Genomic DNA, 18,612 nt, shown 5'->3' with positions numbered 1-18,612 from the left:
CTTAGCGGGCAGGCCACTGGTTGAGATCGATTCCGCGCTGCGGCGCGGTTTTGGCAAACTCCCGCAGCACCGCTTTCACATCCGGATCGAAATAGTCGACGTTCTCATGCTCAACCACCACCACGCTGCGCTCCGGGATCTTCGCCAGTAATGCCTGTAGACGGGGGTTATGCAAAAAGGTCAGGTTCTGCTGGATGCGCAGCACATAGTGATCGCCACGGCGCGCAAGCTGCAACGCGTTACGATGGCAGTGGTAGAGGCTCAGCGCCATCTGCACCGCCAGCCCCAGCGCAATCCCCATCAGCATGCCGAAAACAATAATCCCCGCGACGGTGGTAAGAAACGGTACATACTGCTGATACCCGGCGCGAAACTGCTCGATAAAGAGGCGCGGCGTCGCCAGCTTATAGCCGGTGTAGAGCAGCACGGCGGCGAGGCTTGCCAGCGGGATCACCGATAACAGTTCCCCGAACCACAGACCACACACCAGCAGCAGTACGCCGTGCAGCAGCACCGAGAATTTGCTTTGCGCGCCGTTGCTGACGTTAACCGAGCTGCGCACAATTACTGCGGTGATCGGCATGGCGCCCACCAGGCCTGAGAGCAGGTTACCCGCGCCCTGCGCCACCAGCTCTTTATCCGGCGACGGTGGCGGGTTCTGCGGGCGCAGCTTCTTCAGCGCCTCCTGGCTGAGCAGGGTTTCGAGGCTGGCTACCAGCGCCAGCGTGATCGCGACCGTGTAGACCGCCGGGTTTTGCCAGGCGCTCCAGTCCGGGCCTTCCAGTTCGGCCATCAAATCGTTAAGGGAGCCAAACTCCGGCAGGGTGATGCGCGGTAACGCGGGAAGCAGATGCGGCGCAAAGTAGCTCAAAGCAATCACCATTACGCTGCCGAGCAGCACCGCCACCAGCGGTCCGGGGATCCAGCTCAGGCTTTTGATCTGCTTCATTGCCGCCGAGTCCCATCCCCATAACAGGAGCAGGCCGCCTGCCGCGACGAGTAACGAGGTCAGCGAAACGGTAAAGTCGCCGCTGAAGAGCTGGCCTAAACCGCTCTCCTCCACCTCGCCAAGCGCGACCGGGATCTGCTGCATAATCAGCAACAAGCCGATCGCCGCCAGCATCCCCTTAATCACGCTACCGGGCACCAGCCCGATAAACCGCCCGGCGCGCAGCAGGCCCATTGCCAGTTGCAATACGCCTGCAAGCACCAGTGCGAAGAGAAAAGCGGAGAAGGAGCCGAGCGACTCTACCGAGGCCACGACAATCGTTACCAGCCCGGCAGCCGGGCCGCTGACGGCAAAACGCGACGGACTTAGCGCAGTGACCAGTAGCCCGCCGATGATCCCGGTTAGCAGGCCAACAAAGGGCGGCAGCCCGCTGGCGTGGGCGATGCCCAGACAGAGCGGCAGCGCCACCAGAAAAACGACCACGCCTGCCAGGGTATCCTGGCGCAAGGTGGCGATGGGAAGAGAACGGGCCAGCAACGGTTTTAACCTTTTCACAGTGCGACTCCCTTATAGACGGTGAACAAAATCTGGCTGGTTTGATGCGGGAACTTTTACTACTAGCACTGTCGGCGGAAATATAACCCTAAGGAAAATCTTATTATGGATTTAAATTAGTAAAAAAAGTCTGAATGTAAAATTATGAAAAATAAATTCGCGCGAAATATACAGATATCAAGAAAATATTGAGCTTATTGATAACTTGATAAACAGTAGGGTTTAATTCGGGCATTTAACCAGATGATAATAAAGTTATATCACTGTGCTATTTGAATATAAGCAATAATTACTTTATTAGAGACACTGCCATTAGCAGGGAGTTACGTTAGCTCCCGCTTTGCATGGTGGCCAAAATCATTATCCTCGAGCAGGGTTTTTAATGCTTTATCAGCCGCAGGCTGCTGTTTATTCTGGCAAATCAGTGAAAACGCAGCATGTTTAAACAGGGTGTATGTATCCCCCTGAATAATGCTCAGCGCAAAGGCGATCTCTTTCTCATTCACCGTTAATAACGCAAGGGTATTAATGCAGCTGACAATCAGGCCGTCATCTTCAATAGCATCTTGATTAATTATCTGAACCAGCGCCTCTTTAATAAACGCATCGTCATACTCGCCATGATATAAGCCGAGGATCTTTACCGCTTCGATGCGGATATCATCATCACCGCTGGTATCCGTGGCAATATCAAGCAGCGCTTTTGCTGAACTGCGATCCAGTGTCTGATTAAAACCGCGCAGAAGATCGCGTTTTTCACTCGCATCCAGCGCAGCAAAAGCTAAGAGATTGCTCTGCTCGTTATCCATTTCCACTCCTGAATCCGCCTGCGAAGCATTGAGCTTATCAATATCTACCGATATTGCTAATCGTGCGCAGGGGTGTGCCTCCGTCCATGGAAGCACGGTTCCAGGCAACTCTATTTCACCACCTTATCCCAGGCCATCTGCCAGGCGCTGCCGGCACCCGGCGCGTAGGCGCTGGCCAGCCCTGCGCACCAGCCGGTGTAGGGATAGGGTTTGCACTGATACAAATGATTGTCGCTGCCGAGCACAATATCTCCGGCTTTATAAGCATGGCCGCCGACATATTTCGGGTAGATCTGCTGATCCGGCGTATCGTCACCGTGGTCGGTTGTCATGACGTTTAATACCGCTGACAGCAGGGATTTATTTCCCGCCTTATCAATGGCATTTACGCTGTAGGCGTAGTTACTGTTCGCCGTCAGATCGTTATCGGTATAGGTATTACCGCTGGCATCAGCCACTTTCTGCTGATTGCGGAATACTTCATAGTGATCCACGCCCGAGCCGCTATCGGTGGAGGCTTTCCAGGTCAGATGCACGCTGGTGGCGGTCGCCTGCGCGTTCAGCCCGCTAGGTACGCCCGGCGCAGTGGTGTCTTTTTCCGGCGTCTCAATCACGCTGCCGTCGTGGATCAGCTGTGTGTAGGCTTTGCGGAACTGCCCGTTGTAAGGCACATGGTTGACGTTTTCGCCCTCATCCCAGTTGATGGACCAGGTCATTAACCCTCTGAGCGGCAGCCCCTCTTTTTCCATATCGGCGAAGAGGCGGTAAACATCCTGCGGGGTTTTAACAAACCCGGTCGCTGCGGCAGCGCCATTACTCGGCAGGCCGATAACTAATTTGCTGGAGGGGATTTTTACCGCAGAGAGGCCGTGCTTATCGGTGATGATCTCTTTGCTGAAGTGGTAGAGAAACTCATATTTTTTGCTGTCGTCATTCTGCGCGTAATTCACCCACCAGCCATCTTTCGTGGTGTCGTCTGGCTGGAAACCAATGCCAAACGCGCCCTGGTTATAGAACTGCGGTGCGATAAAGTCGTAATACCCTTCGAGGCTAGTAATATATTTCTGGTACTGCGGATTCGCTTTGGTCAGATAGGGAATTTCTGGCGCCATACTGATAATAAAGTGTTTACCCTGCTGCTGATAATGGTCACGCACTTTTTTCAGCGCCGCCGGAATAACGGTTTCGTTATCGGCTTTTTTAATCGCACTCTGTTCGAGATCGATATCCAGACCGTCAAAACCATATAAATCAACGAGTCGGATAATTTCGTCGGCAAAATGCTGCGTATCGCCGTTGGCTTCGTGCAATTCAATATGCGCATCCGCGCCGCCAAGGGATAACAACACCGCCTGGCCGCGTTCGTTCAGCGCCGCCACTTCCGCGCGGAAGCTCTGATCGGTGCCGTAGTAGGGGATAAAAGTCGGCATGCTTTTGCCATCTGACGACTTCATAAAGGAGGCCATCACCACGTTGTAGGCTTTCGGCGTATCTTTTAATGCCAGCTTCAACGGATAGCCCTGCTCATAATCGCCGGAAAAACCCTGATCCCAGTTGTGCCAGTAGCCGACTAATAATTTTTTGCCTTCAATGGAGGGCATGGTATCGGCGTAATCGGTGTTGGCGAATACCTGGCCGCTAAAACCGACCATCCCCGCCAGCGCCAGCGAGGCGAAGACATTATTTATCTTAAATATACTTTTCATAATAATCCCTTAAATATGAGCCCTGCAGCCCGAATGCTGAATATCGGATGCAAAGTACAAACAATGAAAATCATATTAAAGGCTACCAGGATAATTTCATTATTTAAGTGACAGGAAGATTCTGCTCTTTATTTAGCGGATTTTATTGTGATAAAGAACCTTCTGAATAAGTTAGTCAGCCAGGGTGCGAGATAAACAGATTTCCTGTTTCGTGCAGCTGTTTATTTATCAGAATATCGCGCGCAGCAGTGCGCGCAGAAAAGTGCGGGTTTCCATTGCCAGATCGCTGTGTGAAAGGCTGAGGAAAAGCATCAGCAACAGAGTGATGATAACGATAAGCGTGACCCGGGTTTTCATCGCGATTTGCCTCCTGCTTGCCGGAAAAGTGTGGCCGCTTCAGCGTGCGCTATTTCAGGCGCTTGCACCAGCGGACATTGTTAACGGTGTAATAAAACGAAACGGTAATTTCATTTCGTGATTACAAGTTTTTAATATAATCACGCCGCCACACGATGCGAGAGGCTCCTCTGCCTGACACGGTGGTTTAACAGGAAGCGCGCACTGCAACTTGAGATACACGCCCATCTATCGACTTCGGAGAGTGATTATGGACTACAAGTTTTACTCCGCCGTGGTGATGCTCGCCACGCTCAGCTTTTCCGCCGCCGCGGCTGTCACGGCCGATGCCTCACTCGGCAAACTAATTAATGAGCGGCTGTCATGGATGAAAGATGTCGCAGGCGCTAAAGCACAGCAGCACCAGGCAATAGAAGATTTGGCTCAGGAGCAGAAAGTGCTGGCGCGCGCCGTTATCGACGCCGAGGCGCTGGGGCTGAACGGTGAGAGCGTGAAGCCCTTTATTCAGGCGCAAATGGATGCCGCGAAAGCGATTCAGTACCGCTACCGTGCCGACTGGCTGGCGACACCGGAGACAAACTGGCAGCCCCGTCCACTGGATGAGGTGCGAAAACAGATCAGCGAGCTGAGCGATAGTATTCTGCGCAAAGTGGCGGAACGCCTGAAAGCCAGCGGCAAGCTGACCGAAGCTGATAGAGAAGAGTTTATGCGCACGGTGCAGCAGCACAACTTAACCGGGCAGGATAAAGCGCATATGTGGCGGGCGATTAAATTGATTTCGCTGAAAGGGTAAAAACAGAAGACCCCGCCGGGGCGGGGTCTTATCGTTCATATTACGACATCAGTGAAAAACGCTGAATCAGAATGGGTGGCAGTTACATTTTCAGCTAAAATTATATTGTTACGGCAACAGAGGTACGAAATACACTAATTTATGCAAACCAATCTTTTACCAAAATTCAAACCGTTTCTCTCAATATACCTCTCACCTCCATAAGAATCTTCCCTAGCATATTTTTGCCTGAGCCATCACCGCCATCAGCCCAGTAGCTATCGTTTTTTGTGTGTTCAACTAATATAAGATCATTGGTGGCTAACAAAATATTTCTTGCTTCATCATTTTGCTTAAATTTCTCCATGACTGCAAGACGCATTATATTATCCCTGACACAATCCCAGTCATCTCTTAACGGATTATCCCGATCTCTTCCTGATATAGCAGCATCCATTGGTGACGCAAGCTTTCTGATTTTTTCTCTAAGCGCTTCGTCATCAAATTTTTGAGCCTGAAAGAAGTGCTCTACCGTAGGCCAATATTCATCATCAATAAAGAAACCGCATTTATAGAAGTTTGAAAATACTCCATAGGGTTCATTTACTTTATAAAATAATATTTTATCACTCATTTATATAATCCTTGGCTCGTTGGTTTTTTTATTTTCAATCGACTCTCCATCCAGAATCATATTGAAACACTCCATTAACCCAGCAGAAACAGATGCAAGAAAATCATTTTTATAATAGAGATTTTCACAATCGACCCCGACGGCAACGAGATGAATCTCTGATAAAAGCTTTTTAGGCACTAAGTCCTCTTCTTTCAATAATATTGTAGCTTGCCCTGCGATTGTCACAAGCTCATCAAAAGCCTGTTTATTTATCAGCCCTCCCATTTTTAATGGATAAACGGAGTCAGTGATTTTTTCTTTAAAAAGCTCCAGAAGATTGTCTTTTTCAATATTCATTTAATAAAACCTTTCATATTTACCCCGACTTTAAATCTAGCACTTCTTAGATTGATAACTTATTAACTTAGAGTAATTTTTCAGCTGCTTATAAAAGTAAGTTATAGATTGAGGGTCTGAATATAATTTATAACTCAAAGTAGATGAGGCCATCATGCCTTTAATTAAAACGTCTGCAATTTTGGCTTTGCCTAAATGACCTATATCAAAAATTAATCTCAAAGCTCCCATCCTCATGAATAAATGATGGCTTCGCTAATACTCCCATTAGAAATTTTTTCTAGATTTAAAAGCAATTCTTCAAGTCTCTCTTTAAAGACATAGAATGAAGCTCTGGCTTCATAGCAATCTGACCTGACTACTGCATTGGATTTAAAAAACCATCTTCCAGGATAAATGAATCCAGAAGTAAACACCCATTACGTTCACAATTGATAATCGCATATGACATTTTCAGCCAACCCTTAGCTCGCAAATCTCGTTATATAGTTGATATTAACAGACCGATCAAAGCTTTACTTCGTTGTTCTCAATTGATAATGTCAATTATATCTTTATGATTAATAACATGCTCCTTCACAAGCATATTATATAACCTCCATACCATCTTGATAGTCACGAACCAGACGGTCACGCAGCTTGTTGGTGCATCGCCGGCGTGTGGTGCGCCCAGCAAGATAGTGATATTCACTGTTCAGTCAATGCGATTATCCACGATGAGTAATAACCGTTTTTATAAAACGATCAAAATCTATGGGTAAATATAACTTCCTTTGTTTTAATCTCAATATAAAAGCTTACACCTTTTATATCAATGCCATCAGAACCTATATCCATCCAGTTATCCTGGGTAATCAGTTCTGAGAAAAAGCTAATCAAAACACATTGCTTGCCTTCAATGACATGAATATGGCTCTCTATAGAAACATGATATTCATTTATATTTTTTAATTTTTCACCCCAACCTTTGTCCCTGATCCTGTGTATTGCAGAGAATAAAAAAGGCATATACTCTTTATCAATATTTAATTTTTCACTAATCATTTCAGATACCCTATAGCAGCGTGACTTCACCATACCCAACAATATTTTCGACGATTATCAAAAAATTACCTCTTGGTGCACCCAACGCCTTAACAGTCTCGAAGAAACTTTACTTTCTTGATTATGTAGAACAATATAATTTTAAGGAAATAATATTACTACTATCTTTCGATGATATATCCCCTTCTTTATTAGTGCGATTGAATTTGCATCTCAATAATAGCCATGGGTATGAAATTACTCCGCTACAAAATAAAAGAGTGGAAGAAATTAAAAAACTCAAATTAAAATCTAAGGTTATTTGCCGTTATTATTTTCAAAACTGCCAGATTAAATATAAAAACTTCACCACTGTTTTTGACCGAGCACGGTAAACATCTTTTTAAAAAAAAACAAAAATATTTTCTAAAATTGAACCTTCAACTATTCCGTAAATAATTCCATATGTTGAAATCATATTTAAAATATAAAAACCTCATCACTCACCTTGCTACTAAAATCATTATATTCATTGCTTTCAGCCAAACCCTGCTTTTTTCTTTAATAGATATGCCTTTCTTTTTCTTATACTCTCTTTTAATACATCCGACTTTTCTTTACGTCAAAGCTTCTTTTATTATTAGTTGCGCCTCGTTGTATTTTTGATGGATGCTAATTGTAGATATAACATCTGAAAAATGATCCTCCCAAACCACATAGGGTGCTGGTACATTTTGGTCAAAAAGTAGTTGCAACGCTTCATGATGTTTTTTTTTACTATCTCATAGTTATCTAAATTTTCCTGTGCCCCTGCAAAAAAAGCAAGGGTCATGTGAAAAGAAAAGAGGTTCCAAATATAATGATTTATCACCTTGAATAGCTTACTTCAGGGTAGTTGCCCTTATATTATAAACAGACGTTATGCTAATCAAAGATGGTGCTACATTTAACGGCATATCTATTTAAATTATTTTTTGTATAACTCATTAAAGTAAATCTCTACGTATTCTTCTGGATTATTTATTAAAAAACTTTCTTCCGGAAAAAGAGATCCCCAAACGGTTACATAAAACTTTTTCATAGTAAGATTATTAGGAGGGTCAAAAAGCGGAATGGCAGACTCATAAAGACGCAAGAGTAATTCTTCATCATAGAAGTTGATTGCATATGCAAGACTATTTCTGCATCTCTCCTTTATAAAAAAAGGGAAGCTATCATAACACGGCGTTATTAACTCCAGCAGGACTAATGATAAGCTTTCCTCATTGGACAAATTTAACCCAATAAGGGAGGAATCCATATTTGGGCCTTCAGAAAGTGATTGCCAAATCATTGATACATAACTATTGTTTATTTTCTTCACCTTTACTCCCCAAATTCAAAACCCTGTACATTTTTCTGTTTTCGCATTAGCGCCTGCACGAATTTTATTGCTGCTAAAATACTCCTACCCATCCTTCATATCACGTTCAGCTACAGCATGAGCCATATCAAAGTCTGCGTTCTCATCCGTATCCTCAATGGATCACTTAGCGGCTTAAATGAGTGCTATTTAAGGATGGGTAGATCGTAAAGATTTATTATTAAACCATGATTTGACAATACCCACTCTAATAAAAAGCGTTCAATTAATTTTCATTATTAATGATCAACACAACCAAGGCATTCACAGTAAAAAACACTTTATAATGGTATATATTGTCATCTATTCGTGACTAACTTTGGTGCTCAAATAACAACCTTCACTGCTAATATATCCTCTTTTGAAAACGCTTTAATTTTTCGTCTACTAAATTATAAAAACCCTTTCCCAAATCTGAAAAAAAAATCAGCTCATCCTGTAAAAAAGCAAATGCACTTAGTGAAATCTACCGTGGATAACTTTAAGATCAACAACTCGTTTTATTCACTATGAAATAAGAATTAAATTCTTTTCACAAAAAGAGGGAGAGCCAAGCTAGTACAATTTCATAGCCTTCAACATAAAAATTTGTTGACTCAATCTTGTTTCATTTAAGTGGTAACTGCTTAGCATGTTTGCGTTACTCTTGCCACCAGAAAGAGTAAAATCTTTCATTCCATCAATATCACCTTAGTCACGGCTATCCCCAGCCTTCAAGATCTCTCATAAATATTTTGCGCATGTTTTTAATTACTTATCAGAGTTGTCACTAAGTTTGAAGCAGTCTCGTCCCAACGGATCCACCCATACCAGCGATTTAACCTTATACATATTCAGCCCGTCGGCCAGACTAACCGGATCCATCGGTGCGTCCCCCACTGCGGGTCGTAGTAACGGAAGGTGTCGTAGTGCAGGCCCGTTTCTCGGTCCAGGTACTGATTCCGGAGGCGCAGGTTCTGCAGGAGGTGCGCTCTAGCCGCCAATCCTTCGCGCAGGCTACCGCCCTGGCAGTGGAAGTTCCCCGCCAGGCGGTGTCGCCGTTGCTGTCGGTCACGCCCTCCGGCACGCCGTTCAGTTCCGTATGATACCAGAAGATGTCCATATGCTGACCGTGGCTGTCGACGCGCGCCAGCGGCTCATCGCTGTTTTCGGTGTAGATATACTGTACCGCTGCGTCCGTGTGACTGTCGCAGGTTTACCCACTATCTGCAGGCCGGACCAGGCATACCGTGTACGCTCAGGTTTGATATAGGTATCATGAAGAGCTGAAATTTTAATTGCAAAAAGACTTATTCTTTAAAGTCGCCATTGCAATTAATAATGCCTGTAGGCATACCCAAAAAGCGCCCCTACTAAAAAAGCATGGTAATTATCATTTGCTTTGCTATTTACAAAAATAAATATTTACTTCCTCCAGTTCATCAGTGCCCAACTTCATGAATAAAACCTCTAAAGCTTCTGATGGAAAAGGGTGTTCGTGAACTAATATACTAATTTTTAAGTGGGTCTCGTCTATCGCATCGGCGCTCCATAAAAACCAGAATCTGTTTTCAGGTTCAAACCAGTAAAGCCAATTCTCGAATGTCCAATCGCCACCGTCGCTTGAAAAAGAATCAACAAAGTGTTTAGGTAAAATTGGCAGCCAAAAATCCAGATTAGACCATTTAGGGAAAGTATTTCGGTTGATTGTTAGTAATATATTTTTCGCCTCTTGCAATATGAAACCGCCGCAACCAGAGCGACAAGTTGTCATATACTCGACGATAACACCACTGTTTCTTTTAGCATAAAAAGATGAGGAGATTCTTTTTTCCTCATCTTCTAAGCTCATTTTCAAAACGTCCAAGTAATTCATTATATCCTTCCAGAACCTTGTAGAATGTTTTTCAATAATTTATAAATCTAATATGACTTTAATCCATATTGTTCAGGCATTTCATCAAATCGGCAGGAATGTTTATTTAAACTCGAAAGTTTTAGTTTTTTTATTACCCATGCCATGAAATTCCGAGGCTCATCCTTTACTACCAACGTTTAAGAAATATTTTTCTCTGTCGGGAATGATTATACTTCCTAACTCACTAATAAAAAATCCTCTGACTTGCTACAACATCAGTTTCGACACGATCAACAGGTGCTGTTTTATCACACATTAACTCCAGCGGCTCCCCCCGTACCAGCGAACCACCTAAATAGGTATCGGTGTTCAGCCCGCTCGCCAGCCCTGACGGATCCATCTGCGTAACGCCCGACCGCCGGGTCACAGTGACGAAAAGTATTGTAGTGCAGATCCGTTTCGCGGTCAGGTACTGGCCCCGGAGGCGCAGGTTGTACGGGTTGTTCCAGGTGACCGGAGTGCGTTCTCGCAGGCTGCGGCCCCAGGCCCTGGCAAGCGCGATTACAACGGCAGCCTGTTATTTGTTCGGTATGAAGTATTACTTCCCTGCCGCAATTTTCGGCATCATTGCGGTCTGGTATCAGATACCCCTCCGCCTCTCATGGAAAGCATACCGGATGATGAAAGGCCGCTATTATCTCAGTGCAAAGTAATGAGTCAATCACCATCGTGGACGTTTATGGATGTATTTAAGTGGAAAGTAATTCCAGAGCGGTTTGGTGGAGCAAGAAATTTCGCCAGAGGATTAAAAAATGCCTGGGTTATTAATCACAGAACTTTAATAAAAAGCGCCGAGATGCTGAACAAATTACCACCTGAGTTATTAGCCGGGGAAATCATTACTTCAGCACTTAACGTGCCTACGCCTGGAATGAAAACAAGATGACCGAACTCATTACTTGTGGGCAGCATTAACCAACTTCAACTCTCTCACCGGTAGCCATCGACTATCCGGCAGCTTTGGCTCTGTGAATCGCCACGGATGATCATAACTAATCTAACAGCACAAAAATCCTAAAGCTTTGCCATATACTCATTTGCTAACTCAAGAATACCCTCATCTTTACTTGCCAAGCCCATTTGCACATGTTTAATGAACATTTTTTTGTCTTTCAAAATAAACAAGAATTTAGCAATGGATTCAAACAGGTAATAATCCGTAGGTTCATTATATAACTCACTCAAAACCTCTTGAATAATCCCCTCATAATCTTGCAACCAGTTTCGTAGTGAGATCAAACTGAATGCCAAGAGTTTCTCTTCATCATTTCCTGCTATAGAAATCATGAACAACGCCTTCATTACAGAAGACGAAACATCTAACAAGCCATCTTTGATTAATTTAATAGCAACCATCCTAACCTCAGCATCCTTTGACCTCAGCAATGTATAGAAATCAATATCCCGGCTAGAAACTATCTTTTTTACTTTGTAGAAATAATTATTTAAATCTTTTTCATGTTTCTCATACATTGACCAACAGAGGCCGTTTTGATGTGATTCATTGATAAGAAACCTCGTATTTTCATTTAATGCATTCTCAGCCTCAAAGAAGTCATCAATAAAATCAATCATATTTTACCTCCATATCCCCATAGTAATAAGTTAAACAACTCTTTAAATTCGGTTACAGTCCAATCTTTAGTAGGATAAATCATACTATGTCCCTGTGACGTATACCCTCCCGGCATGCTCTTTCTATCATGTTTAATACCCAATCCATCAGACATTTTTACATCCTCAGGTTAAATATGGTAGTGGCCCTGTAACCCTCACTCTTTCGGTATTCTTGTTACATACTTGCCCTGTGGTCTCTTCATACCTACCTGGGATGGGAGTAATCCTTGCTTATTGGGAGCAAGATCTTTTTCTCGGATACCTTTTGGCCCACCTCTATTTCTAAAAGCACAAACCGCTGTAACCCTGACGGTTCCAGCTCCCCCAGCGGATCCACTACATAGGAATAGGTCTTCAGACCGCCCGCCAGATTAATCGGATCCATCTGCGTGTAACACCCGCCCGCCGGGTCATGTGCGGCTGTATTATTATGACGCCGCAGCACACCCGCGAACTCTTTGGCTGTATTGAAGGGATGAGCGTCACCCGCATTAACAATGCAGAAGGTGAAAACGTGTCTGAAGACATTTTTCGGGCGCGCTGAATGATATCGGCGATATTCCTGTGATTAAACGCGAAAGGATCAAAGGCGGAATTCAACGGTAATCAAATAATAAAAAGACGGAAAGAACAAATCAATCTCCCGACTTTTTATTCAGTCGACTTCTCAGTTATTTTATTGATATCCCAGCAACATATAAAAATTAAACCCTCAAGGAATTAGCCATCTATTTTTCATAATGATAATCTTCATATTCCCATGGAAAATAGCGTTGCAATACAAGACAAGATTCGTCCCAGTTTTCTCTTGAACATTTTTTTAGAATATCTTCGACTACTTTCCTAATTAAATAATAATCAAAATAATCAATCACAATAACTCTGTTATCAGATATTAGGAAATTCTTTGATCGCTTCCTCAAAGCTTCTGGGGTGGCAATTTTCACATAAAAATAGTTACTACCTTCTTCACCATCATTCATCCCAATGCATAAATCAATAGCTACATATGTATCTTCAAGAGAAGAAGGTTCCCACTCACTAAGCGGATCGAACGTTGTTGAAGACATATCGCATAAAATAAGTTGTGGTTTTTTTATATCCGAAAATTCTCTACATCTAAATGAACATTGGCAATAACATCACCATCCCCATTTTTGGTTTAAAAATTCACTTGTTTTCCTGTCTTCGACGATGGGCGGCCGTTAACACGATCAAATCCCCTCTTATCAGCAGGGAATCTGAAAGTTCTCAAACCATCTTCTGACACAAACCCTTTACCGGTGGACATAACTCTATAATTAGGATCTATAAATGTTTCACCTAATCTGAACGCATCATTTAATGATAGAACGCCGGTTATTCCCCGATTATCACCTGCGGCAGTCTGATTTTAAATTCTTTTAAGCTTATTCTTAAACTGTTGATTTGTTAACTTACAGGTTAAACCCAGCGGATCGTTCCAGCTTAACGGATTCGGCGCATAAGCATACAGGTTTAACCCGCCTTTAAGCCCTGCGGATCCATCTGCGTGTAACACCCGCCCGCCGGGTCGTAGTAGCGGAAGGTGTTGTAGTGCAGTCCCGTTTCGCGGTCCAGGTTCTGCCCCTGAAATCGTAGGTTCTGCGGAGTGTCTCAGGCTATGGGAGTGCTTTCGGATAGGCTTATGCCCCCAAACTGTGGAGAACTCTAATCACTGATTGCGTCCACAACCTGAGGTCCAGTGTAATTCTCAATTCGGATGAGTATGCATCTGTAATAAAGAAACCTCCTATGTTTATGTTTATGTTTATGTTTATGTTTATGTTTATGTTTATGTTTATGTTTATGTTTATGTTTATGTTTAGTAAATGAATGTAATAACAACCCTCTTTATTTATAACAGCATTATTATTTCAGCAATAAAATGAGAGCCACGCATCTTGCTGAAATAGACATTATTCCACCCAGCTAGCTAGTCTTTCACCACATTTTAGACCCTCTCTTTTATAATAAAAAACAGTGTCGAAATTAACCACCATCTTTTCAGCTACCACTTTGAATTTCAATTCAGAATCCGAATAAAACTCCAACACAAATGTACCGGAAGAAATATCAACCTGGGTTAATGCTTTGATAAACCCCTCATCAAGATCGCTTGACCACTCCATAACACCGCTAATATATCCAGGGTTATCTAAAATAATTTCCAAGGTATGGTAATAAGCAAAATCATCACTTGCTGTTATTATTAATCTGTTCCTCTCAAAAGAATATACTGCAAAATCTAACCACTTTTCTTTCCAGTTATGACTTTTTATAAGATTTATCATGTCTTTTTCATTCATGGGATCACTCCTCAAGGCAAAGGAATATGCGTGTCATTAGCAGTTTGAGGATTATAAGCGGGGCTATTTGGTTTGAGCTCTGACGTGTCATACCAACTATCATCTGGGGCACCATGTTCCCAACCATAGCCTTGTTTAGTCACGAGCTTCACTCCCATCTGGCTTCTTCCCACCCTATATATAGGGCCATTAGCGGATGGCTTCCTGCTGGCGTATTGGTATTAACATCATGAACTCATATTTCATATTTATAATGTCCTACTGAGAATTTTTCTTTTAAGTTAATCGGATGATTACTGCCTGACATGCCTTGACGATGTAAAGTGTAGCCCAATGCATCTTTTGGCGAAGCATTATGATACGTCGGTAGACTTTCGTGAACTCCGCGTCACCGTCGATTTCCACCCGGCTGATGCGGTGCTCGTCGTCGTAGCTGAAGCGCTGCGTCACTCTCCGGTGCGTGTCGTGGCGCACGGTCATGCGCCCGAAACAGTCGTACTCACGGCTCACGCCGTCCAGGCGTTTCAGCAGGTTATTCCACACCGGCTGTAGTTCCGGCGTGGTGCGGTTGTCCGCCGCGTCATACCAGAAACGCTCTTCCCCTTCCGGCTGCAGGCTCTGCGTCATGCGCCCGGCCGCATCGTAGCCCCACAGGGACTGACGGTACTTCTCCGCCGGGGTGGACGGCGCGCCGTCGGTGTACATACGGCGGATTATCTGGTCCGCGCGGTCCCACTGGTAGCGGCGCTCCGAAACCAGACGGTCGCGCAGGTTGTCGGTGCAGGCGGTCACGCTGGTAGCCGGTGACCGGCAGCGTTTTGCCGCTCAGGGAGAGCTGCATCTCCAGCAGGTGCCCGGTGCCGTAGCGCAGGAACTTCAGTTCCCGCCCGTCCGGGAAGGTGGTGGCGCTGAGGTTGCTTAAGGCATCGTATTCATGCTGATAAACGCCGGAATGGTTCTCCTCGCGGACCAGGTCGCCAAGCTTGTTACGCGCCAGGATGATGGCTTCGCTGTTCTCCGGCTCGACCATCGTCAGACTATACCCGTACGGTCAGTCGCCTCTGTAAGGTTAACCGCTGAAAAAATATTCGATTTTACATGCAAAATTAAACAGTTACTTATTCGTGTTCAATATGACATTTTGAGTATATCTAAGCCATTAACTAGCTGATCACAAAATTAATCATTCTGTTCTTCTTACGATATATCATTTTATATTGTTATCAACCAGCTTGATAAGCTCACCAATCTCCTCTTTCAAGTCATCCAATTCCTCACCTTCACGCTTCTTTTCTAAATACTCGATTAATACGTGATCTGGGTTATTACTCAAGATCATAATTATTGAGTCAACAATTTCATGCTCACCTATAACCACATCCTTTTTGTACGCTTCAATGTATATGTCAATCATCTTTTTTAGAGAGTCTATTGATTTTTTTGTGCAAAATTCATTCTCTGCCTCACAAAAGGAAAAATATATATTTTCGCTATTAGTCATAAGGGTACCTGGTGAGTTTCATAGGAATATGAATATCTGCCGCATGGTTAATATTCGTACCTTTGCTGGAAGATATGCCTTGGTCGTTCTATTGTACGGAATACTTAGGTTTATAATGATCATTGCTCACTTTGTCTGTGGACATACTTCCTTTATGAAAATGTGATGTTTCGCCTGCATATTTTAAATGTGGTGTTCTAACCTTACTTAGGTCGCTTCGTATTGAAGCAATATTACCATCAGGTAGATTTTTCATCCAAATCTCACCACCACTATGCGCAGGTGATGAAGTATATCCACGGCTACGCAGTATACGCCGAATTTGTCCGGGCGTTTTACCTGAAAAATTAGGCAGTGATGCCATTTCCTCCCCAATGTTAAGAGAACTTCTAAACCGTCCATTTGCGGCTCTCAGACATGTAACCCCAACGGATCCACCCACCCAAGTGGATCCACCATATAGATATAGGTATTAAGCCCGCCCAGCAGCCCAATCGGGTCCATCTGGGTATAACTCCCCCCGCCGGTTCGTAGTAGCGGAAGGTGTTGTAGTGCAGGCCCGTTTCACGGTCCAGGTACTAGCCCTGGAAGCGCAGGTTCTGCGGGGTGTCCCACTCGACCGGCGTGCTCTCCCGCAGACTGCGGCCCCAGGCGCTTGAGGCTCCGTGGCAGGCGGTGTCGCCGTTGCTGTCGGTCACGCTGTCCGGCAGGCCGTTCAGTTCCGTGTGATACCAGAAGATGTCTGTGTGCTCACCGTGGCTGTCGACGCGTGCCAGCGGTTCATAGCTGTTTTCGGTGTAGATATACTGCACCGCCGCGTCCGGGTGGCTGTCGCTGGTTTCGCCCACCATCTGCAGGCCGGACCAGGCATACTGCGTGCGTTCCGGTTTCCGGGCATAGCGTCGCCACACCTGTTTCTCCGTACGGCGGCCTGGCGCGTCGTAGCGGTATTCGGCTCTGGTGTATTCCGCCTCGCCCTCAATAGTGACCTGGCTGATGCGGTGCTCGTCGTCGTAGCTGAAGCGCTGCGTCACGGCGCTGCGTGTCGTGGCGCACGGTCATGCGCCCGAAGCCGTCATATTCCCGGCTCATCCCGTCGAGACTTTGCAGCAAGTGGCGCGGTTATTTGGTGGGAAGAGGAAATGAATCAGGCGTGGCAGATGCCTTTTTCACCAGGAAGTCTTTACTGGCGCCGCCTAAGTGCCATCCTTAATACGAAACTGACCTGCCTGCTACACATAGTCCGCTTATCACAGCCCACTAACAGAGGGAGTTAATCATCACTGAACACCATATTGGCAAAAGTCCCGCTTTCCAAAGCACTGCGCCACTATAAAGTCGGCTACGTCAGCGCCCGCCACTTCAACAGCAAAACCTACATGACCACATACTACTCACGACACCCCGGCCTGCACCTTAAGGGCAACTGGCTGGCCGAGGCGGGATTTGAGACCGGTCGCGGCGTGACGGTGAAGATTGCGGCGGGGTGCCTGACCATCATCGCTGACAGTGATCAGGTGTAGGAGTTGCGGGAACAGCTTTATCAGGCTAACCAGGAGGTTAGAGGGATTAAAGACGGGATATTTAGTGTACTGAACGAAGGTTAAATAATAAAAAAGCCGGGAAGATTTAATCTCTTACCCGGATTTTATTTAAAGTGCTAATTCTAAATCTACTGGATAATTAATATTTATTCTTAGCCTAACATTAGAACTTGATTCCACTATAATAATATCAGGCATATATTCAGATACATTAATAAATGGGTTACATCCTTCGGAATAAAGAACCCAAACTAACTTTTTATTTTCATCGAGATATGCGATAAATCCTTCAGAGCCATAGCTGCCTTCTCCAATGCAACAATAGCAATTATTCGCTAACTTAACCTCTCTAAACTTATCAATACAAGTAACTTCATCCTTATTTTCTTCATAAAAGGCAGAGAAATCAAACTCACCATTTTTCTCAATGCAAGCAGTAGGGTAAGGTATTATTTCACAAAGGAAAGATTTGCCGTTAGAAAAGTAAATGGCATTTTTTATCGGTAATAAACCATCTCCCCATAACTGAATAATATTTTTCATTTGCAACCTCTTGTTGTTCTTTCCGGTCGAGAGTTTAATCCTTTATCTGGTGTTATTCCATCGGCTTTTATATTTCTTCGGTCTCTAAATCTCTCACGGAATTTTTGTGACCATGTTTTTCAGTAGATGAGTCAGGATGAGGAGCATTAGGGTCAACCCTAATACCGTTAACTTTATCTAATCCAGCCTCTAGAGCTGCGTCTAATCGCCTATTATCATAAGAGACTAATTGCCCATCAATATCAATTACTCTTAATGGCGACATGTCCCCATCCCAACCACCATTACGCATAACGTCGGCATAATCATGAGGTGATATTGTTCTTTGAGAAAAATTAATATTTTTGGGCTTAACCCACTGCCCTGTTAATCCCAGCGGGTCGATCTAGCTTATTGGATTGGGCACATATTGGTATAAGTTTAATCCACCAAGCAGCCCTGCGGATCCATCTGCGTGTAACACCCGCCCGCCGGGTCGTAGTAGCGGAAGATGTTGTCGTGCAGGCCTGTTTCGCGGTCCAGGTACTGGCCCTGGAAGCGCAGGTTCTGCGGGGTGTCCCACTCGACCGGCGTGCTCTCCCGCAGACTGCGGCCCCAGGCGCTTGAGGCTCCGTGGCAGGCGGTGTCGCCGTTGCTG

Annotated in this window: 22 protein-coding genes and 3 pseudogenes; 3 read left to right on the top strand and 22 right to left on the bottom strand. The window is 44.7% G+C overall.

Features of this window, described 5'->3' with window-relative positions; genetic code table 11:
- Position 1: 1 nt before the first annotated feature.
- The 4 genes from ABIC80_RS23115 to ABIC80_RS23100 all read right to left on the bottom strand — a co-directional run bounded on the left by ABIC80_RS23115 (position 2) and on the right by ABIC80_RS23100 (position 4,376).
- Positions 2 to 1,465: a SulP family inorganic anion transporter gene (locus tag ABIC80_RS23115; RefSeq protein ID WP_429178739.1), complete on the bottom strand. Its 1,464-nt coding sequence runs from the start codon at positions 1,463 to 1,465 to the stop codon at positions 2 to 4.
- A gap of 362 nt (positions 1,466 to 1,827) precedes the next feature.
- Positions 1,828 to 2,313, bottom strand: a complete 486-nt coding sequence (locus tag ABIC80_RS23110) for a hypothetical protein (protein ID WP_200134496.1) — start codon at positions 2,311 to 2,313, stop codon at positions 1,828 to 1,830.
- 110 nt (positions 2,314 to 2,423) lie between these two features.
- Positions 2,424 to 4,019, bottom strand: coding sequence for a glycosyl hydrolase family 18 protein (locus tag ABIC80_RS23105; RefSeq protein ID WP_429178694.1), 1,596 nt, complete (start codon positions 4,017 to 4,019; stop codon positions 2,424 to 2,426).
- 228 nt (positions 4,020 to 4,247) lie between these two features.
- Positions 4,248 to 4,376 carry a hypothetical protein gene (locus ABIC80_RS23100; protein ID WP_255411413.1) on the bottom strand — a complete coding sequence of 43 codons (129 nt, stop codon included), beginning with the start codon at positions 4,374 to 4,376 and terminating at the stop codon, positions 4,248 to 4,250.
- A gap of 250 nt (positions 4,377 to 4,626) precedes the next feature.
- Between ABIC80_RS23100 and ABIC80_RS23095 the strand changes: the two genes are divergently transcribed.
- Positions 4,627 to 5,169, top strand: a complete 543-nt coding sequence (locus tag ABIC80_RS23095; protein WP_376746625.1) for a chorismate mutase — start codon at positions 4,627 to 4,629, stop codon at positions 5,167 to 5,169.
- Between the two features lie 166 nt (positions 5,170 to 5,335).
- Here ABIC80_RS23095 and ABIC80_RS23090 read toward each other — a convergent pair whose 3' ends face one another.
- The 6 genes from ABIC80_RS23090 to ABIC80_RS23065 form a co-directional block, all read right to left on the bottom strand.
- Positions 5,336 to 5,782 (bottom strand): NADAR family protein, encoded by a 447-nt coding sequence (locus tag ABIC80_RS23090; protein ID WP_429178692.1) that lies wholly within the window; start codon positions 5,780 to 5,782, stop codon positions 5,336 to 5,338.
- Complete coding sequence (locus tag ABIC80_RS23085) at positions 5,783 to 6,121, bottom strand: hypothetical protein (protein WP_429178690.1); 339 nt, start codon at positions 6,119 to 6,121, stop codon at positions 5,783 to 5,785.
- Between the two features lie 744 nt (positions 6,122 to 6,865).
- On the bottom strand, positions 6,866 to 7,165 hold the full coding sequence (locus tag ABIC80_RS23080) for a hypothetical protein (protein ID WP_429178688.1): 300 nt from the start codon (positions 7,163 to 7,165) through the stop codon (positions 6,866 to 6,868).
- 946 nt (positions 7,166 to 8,111) lie between these two features.
- A complete protein-coding gene (locus ABIC80_RS23075; protein WP_429178686.1) occupies positions 8,112 to 8,507 on the bottom strand; it encodes a hypothetical protein in 396 nt (131 codons plus the stop codon).
- A gap of 889 nt (positions 8,508 to 9,396) precedes the next feature.
- A complete protein-coding gene (locus ABIC80_RS23070) occupies positions 9,397 to 9,648 on the bottom strand; it encodes an RHS domain-containing protein (protein ID WP_429178684.1) in 252 nt (83 codons plus the stop codon).
- A 282-nt stretch (positions 9,649 to 9,930) separates the two neighbouring features.
- Positions 9,931 to 10,401 carry a hypothetical protein gene (locus ABIC80_RS23065; RefSeq protein WP_326902757.1) on the bottom strand — a complete coding sequence of 157 codons (471 nt, stop codon included), beginning with the start codon at positions 10,399 to 10,401 and terminating at the stop codon, positions 9,931 to 9,933.
- A gap of 721 nt (positions 10,402 to 11,122) precedes the next feature.
- Between ABIC80_RS23065 and ABIC80_RS23060 the strand changes: the two genes are divergently transcribed.
- Complete coding sequence (locus ABIC80_RS23060; RefSeq protein ID WP_429178682.1) at positions 11,123 to 11,329, top strand: hypothetical protein; 207 nt, start codon at positions 11,123 to 11,125, stop codon at positions 11,327 to 11,329.
- A 128-nt stretch (positions 11,330 to 11,457) separates the two neighbouring features.
- Here the strand turns inward: ABIC80_RS23060 and ABIC80_RS23055 are convergent, their stop codons facing one another.
- The 9 genes and pseudogenes from ABIC80_RS23055 to ABIC80_RS23015 form a co-directional block, all read right to left on the bottom strand.
- Entirely contained in the window at positions 11,458 to 12,018 is a 561-nt protein-coding gene (locus tag ABIC80_RS23055) for a hypothetical protein (protein WP_429178680.1), read from the bottom strand.
- A 770-nt stretch (positions 12,019 to 12,788) separates the two neighbouring features.
- The gene (locus ABIC80_RS23050) at positions 12,789 to 13,130 is read right to left on the bottom strand and encodes an Imm8 family immunity protein (protein ID WP_429178678.1); all 342 of its coding nucleotides are present in this window, start codon (positions 13,128 to 13,130) and stop codon (positions 12,789 to 12,791) included.
- A gap of 371 nt (positions 13,131 to 13,501) precedes the next feature.
- Positions 13,502 to 13,686 (bottom strand): annotated as a pseudogene (locus tag ABIC80_RS23045) (RHS repeat-associated core domain-containing protein); the annotation flags it as partial.
- A 311-nt stretch (positions 13,687 to 13,997) separates the two neighbouring features.
- The gene (locus ABIC80_RS23040) at positions 13,998 to 14,387 is read right to left on the bottom strand and encodes a hypothetical protein (RefSeq protein WP_429178676.1); all 390 of its coding nucleotides are present in this window, start codon (positions 14,385 to 14,387) and stop codon (positions 13,998 to 14,000) included.
- Positions 14,388 to 14,663: 276 nt separating this feature from the next.
- Positions 14,664 to 15,179 carry a hypothetical protein gene (locus ABIC80_RS23035; protein ID WP_429178674.1) on the bottom strand — a complete coding sequence of 172 codons (516 nt, stop codon included), beginning with the start codon at positions 15,177 to 15,179 and terminating at the stop codon, positions 14,664 to 14,666.
- A 415-nt stretch (positions 15,180 to 15,594) separates the two neighbouring features.
- Positions 15,595 to 15,888 carry a hypothetical protein gene (locus ABIC80_RS23030; RefSeq protein WP_429178672.1) on the bottom strand — a complete coding sequence of 98 codons (294 nt, stop codon included), beginning with the start codon at positions 15,886 to 15,888 and terminating at the stop codon, positions 15,595 to 15,597.
- A gap of 88 nt (positions 15,889 to 15,976) precedes the next feature.
- Positions 15,977 to 16,252 (bottom strand): hypothetical protein, encoded by a 276-nt coding sequence (locus ABIC80_RS23025; RefSeq protein ID WP_429178671.1) that lies wholly within the window; start codon positions 16,250 to 16,252, stop codon positions 15,977 to 15,979.
- Between the two features lie 47 nt (positions 16,253 to 16,299).
- Entirely contained in the window at positions 16,300 to 16,392 is a 93-nt protein-coding gene (locus tag ABIC80_RS23020; RefSeq protein WP_429178669.1) for a hypothetical protein, read from the bottom strand.
- A 74-nt stretch (positions 16,393 to 16,466) separates the two neighbouring features.
- Positions 16,467 to 16,922 carry a hypothetical protein gene (locus tag ABIC80_RS23015; RefSeq protein ID WP_429178668.1) on the bottom strand — a complete coding sequence of 152 codons (456 nt, stop codon included), beginning with the start codon at positions 16,920 to 16,922 and terminating at the stop codon, positions 16,467 to 16,469.
- 249 nt (positions 16,923 to 17,171) lie between these two features.
- Here ABIC80_RS23015 and ABIC80_RS23010 point away from each other — a divergent pair.
- A pseudogene (locus ABIC80_RS23010) lies at positions 17,172 to 17,495 on the top strand (SymE family type I addiction module toxin).
- Between the two features lie 45 nt (positions 17,496 to 17,540).
- Here the strand turns inward: ABIC80_RS23010 and ABIC80_RS23005 are convergent.
- The 3 genes and pseudogenes from ABIC80_RS23005 to ABIC80_RS22995 form a co-directional block, all read right to left on the bottom strand.
- On the bottom strand, positions 17,541 to 17,975 hold the full coding sequence (locus ABIC80_RS23005) for a hypothetical protein (protein WP_429178666.1): 435 nt from the start codon (positions 17,973 to 17,975) through the stop codon (positions 17,541 to 17,543).
- Between the two features lie 67 nt (positions 17,976 to 18,042).
- On the bottom strand, positions 18,043 to 18,240 hold the full coding sequence (locus ABIC80_RS23000) for a hypothetical protein (protein ID WP_429178664.1): 198 nt from the start codon (positions 18,238 to 18,240) through the stop codon (positions 18,043 to 18,045).
- Between the two features lie 123 nt (positions 18,241 to 18,363).
- A pseudogene (locus ABIC80_RS22995) lies at positions 18,364 to 18,612 on the bottom strand (RHS repeat-associated core domain-containing protein); the annotation flags it as partial.

Source organism: Kosakonia sp. 1610 (genome assembly GCF_050435845.1).
GTDB lineage: Bacteria > Pseudomonadota > Gammaproteobacteria > Enterobacterales > Enterobacteriaceae > Kosakonia > Kosakonia cowanii.
This window is presented reverse-complemented; position numbering and strand designations above follow the sequence as displayed.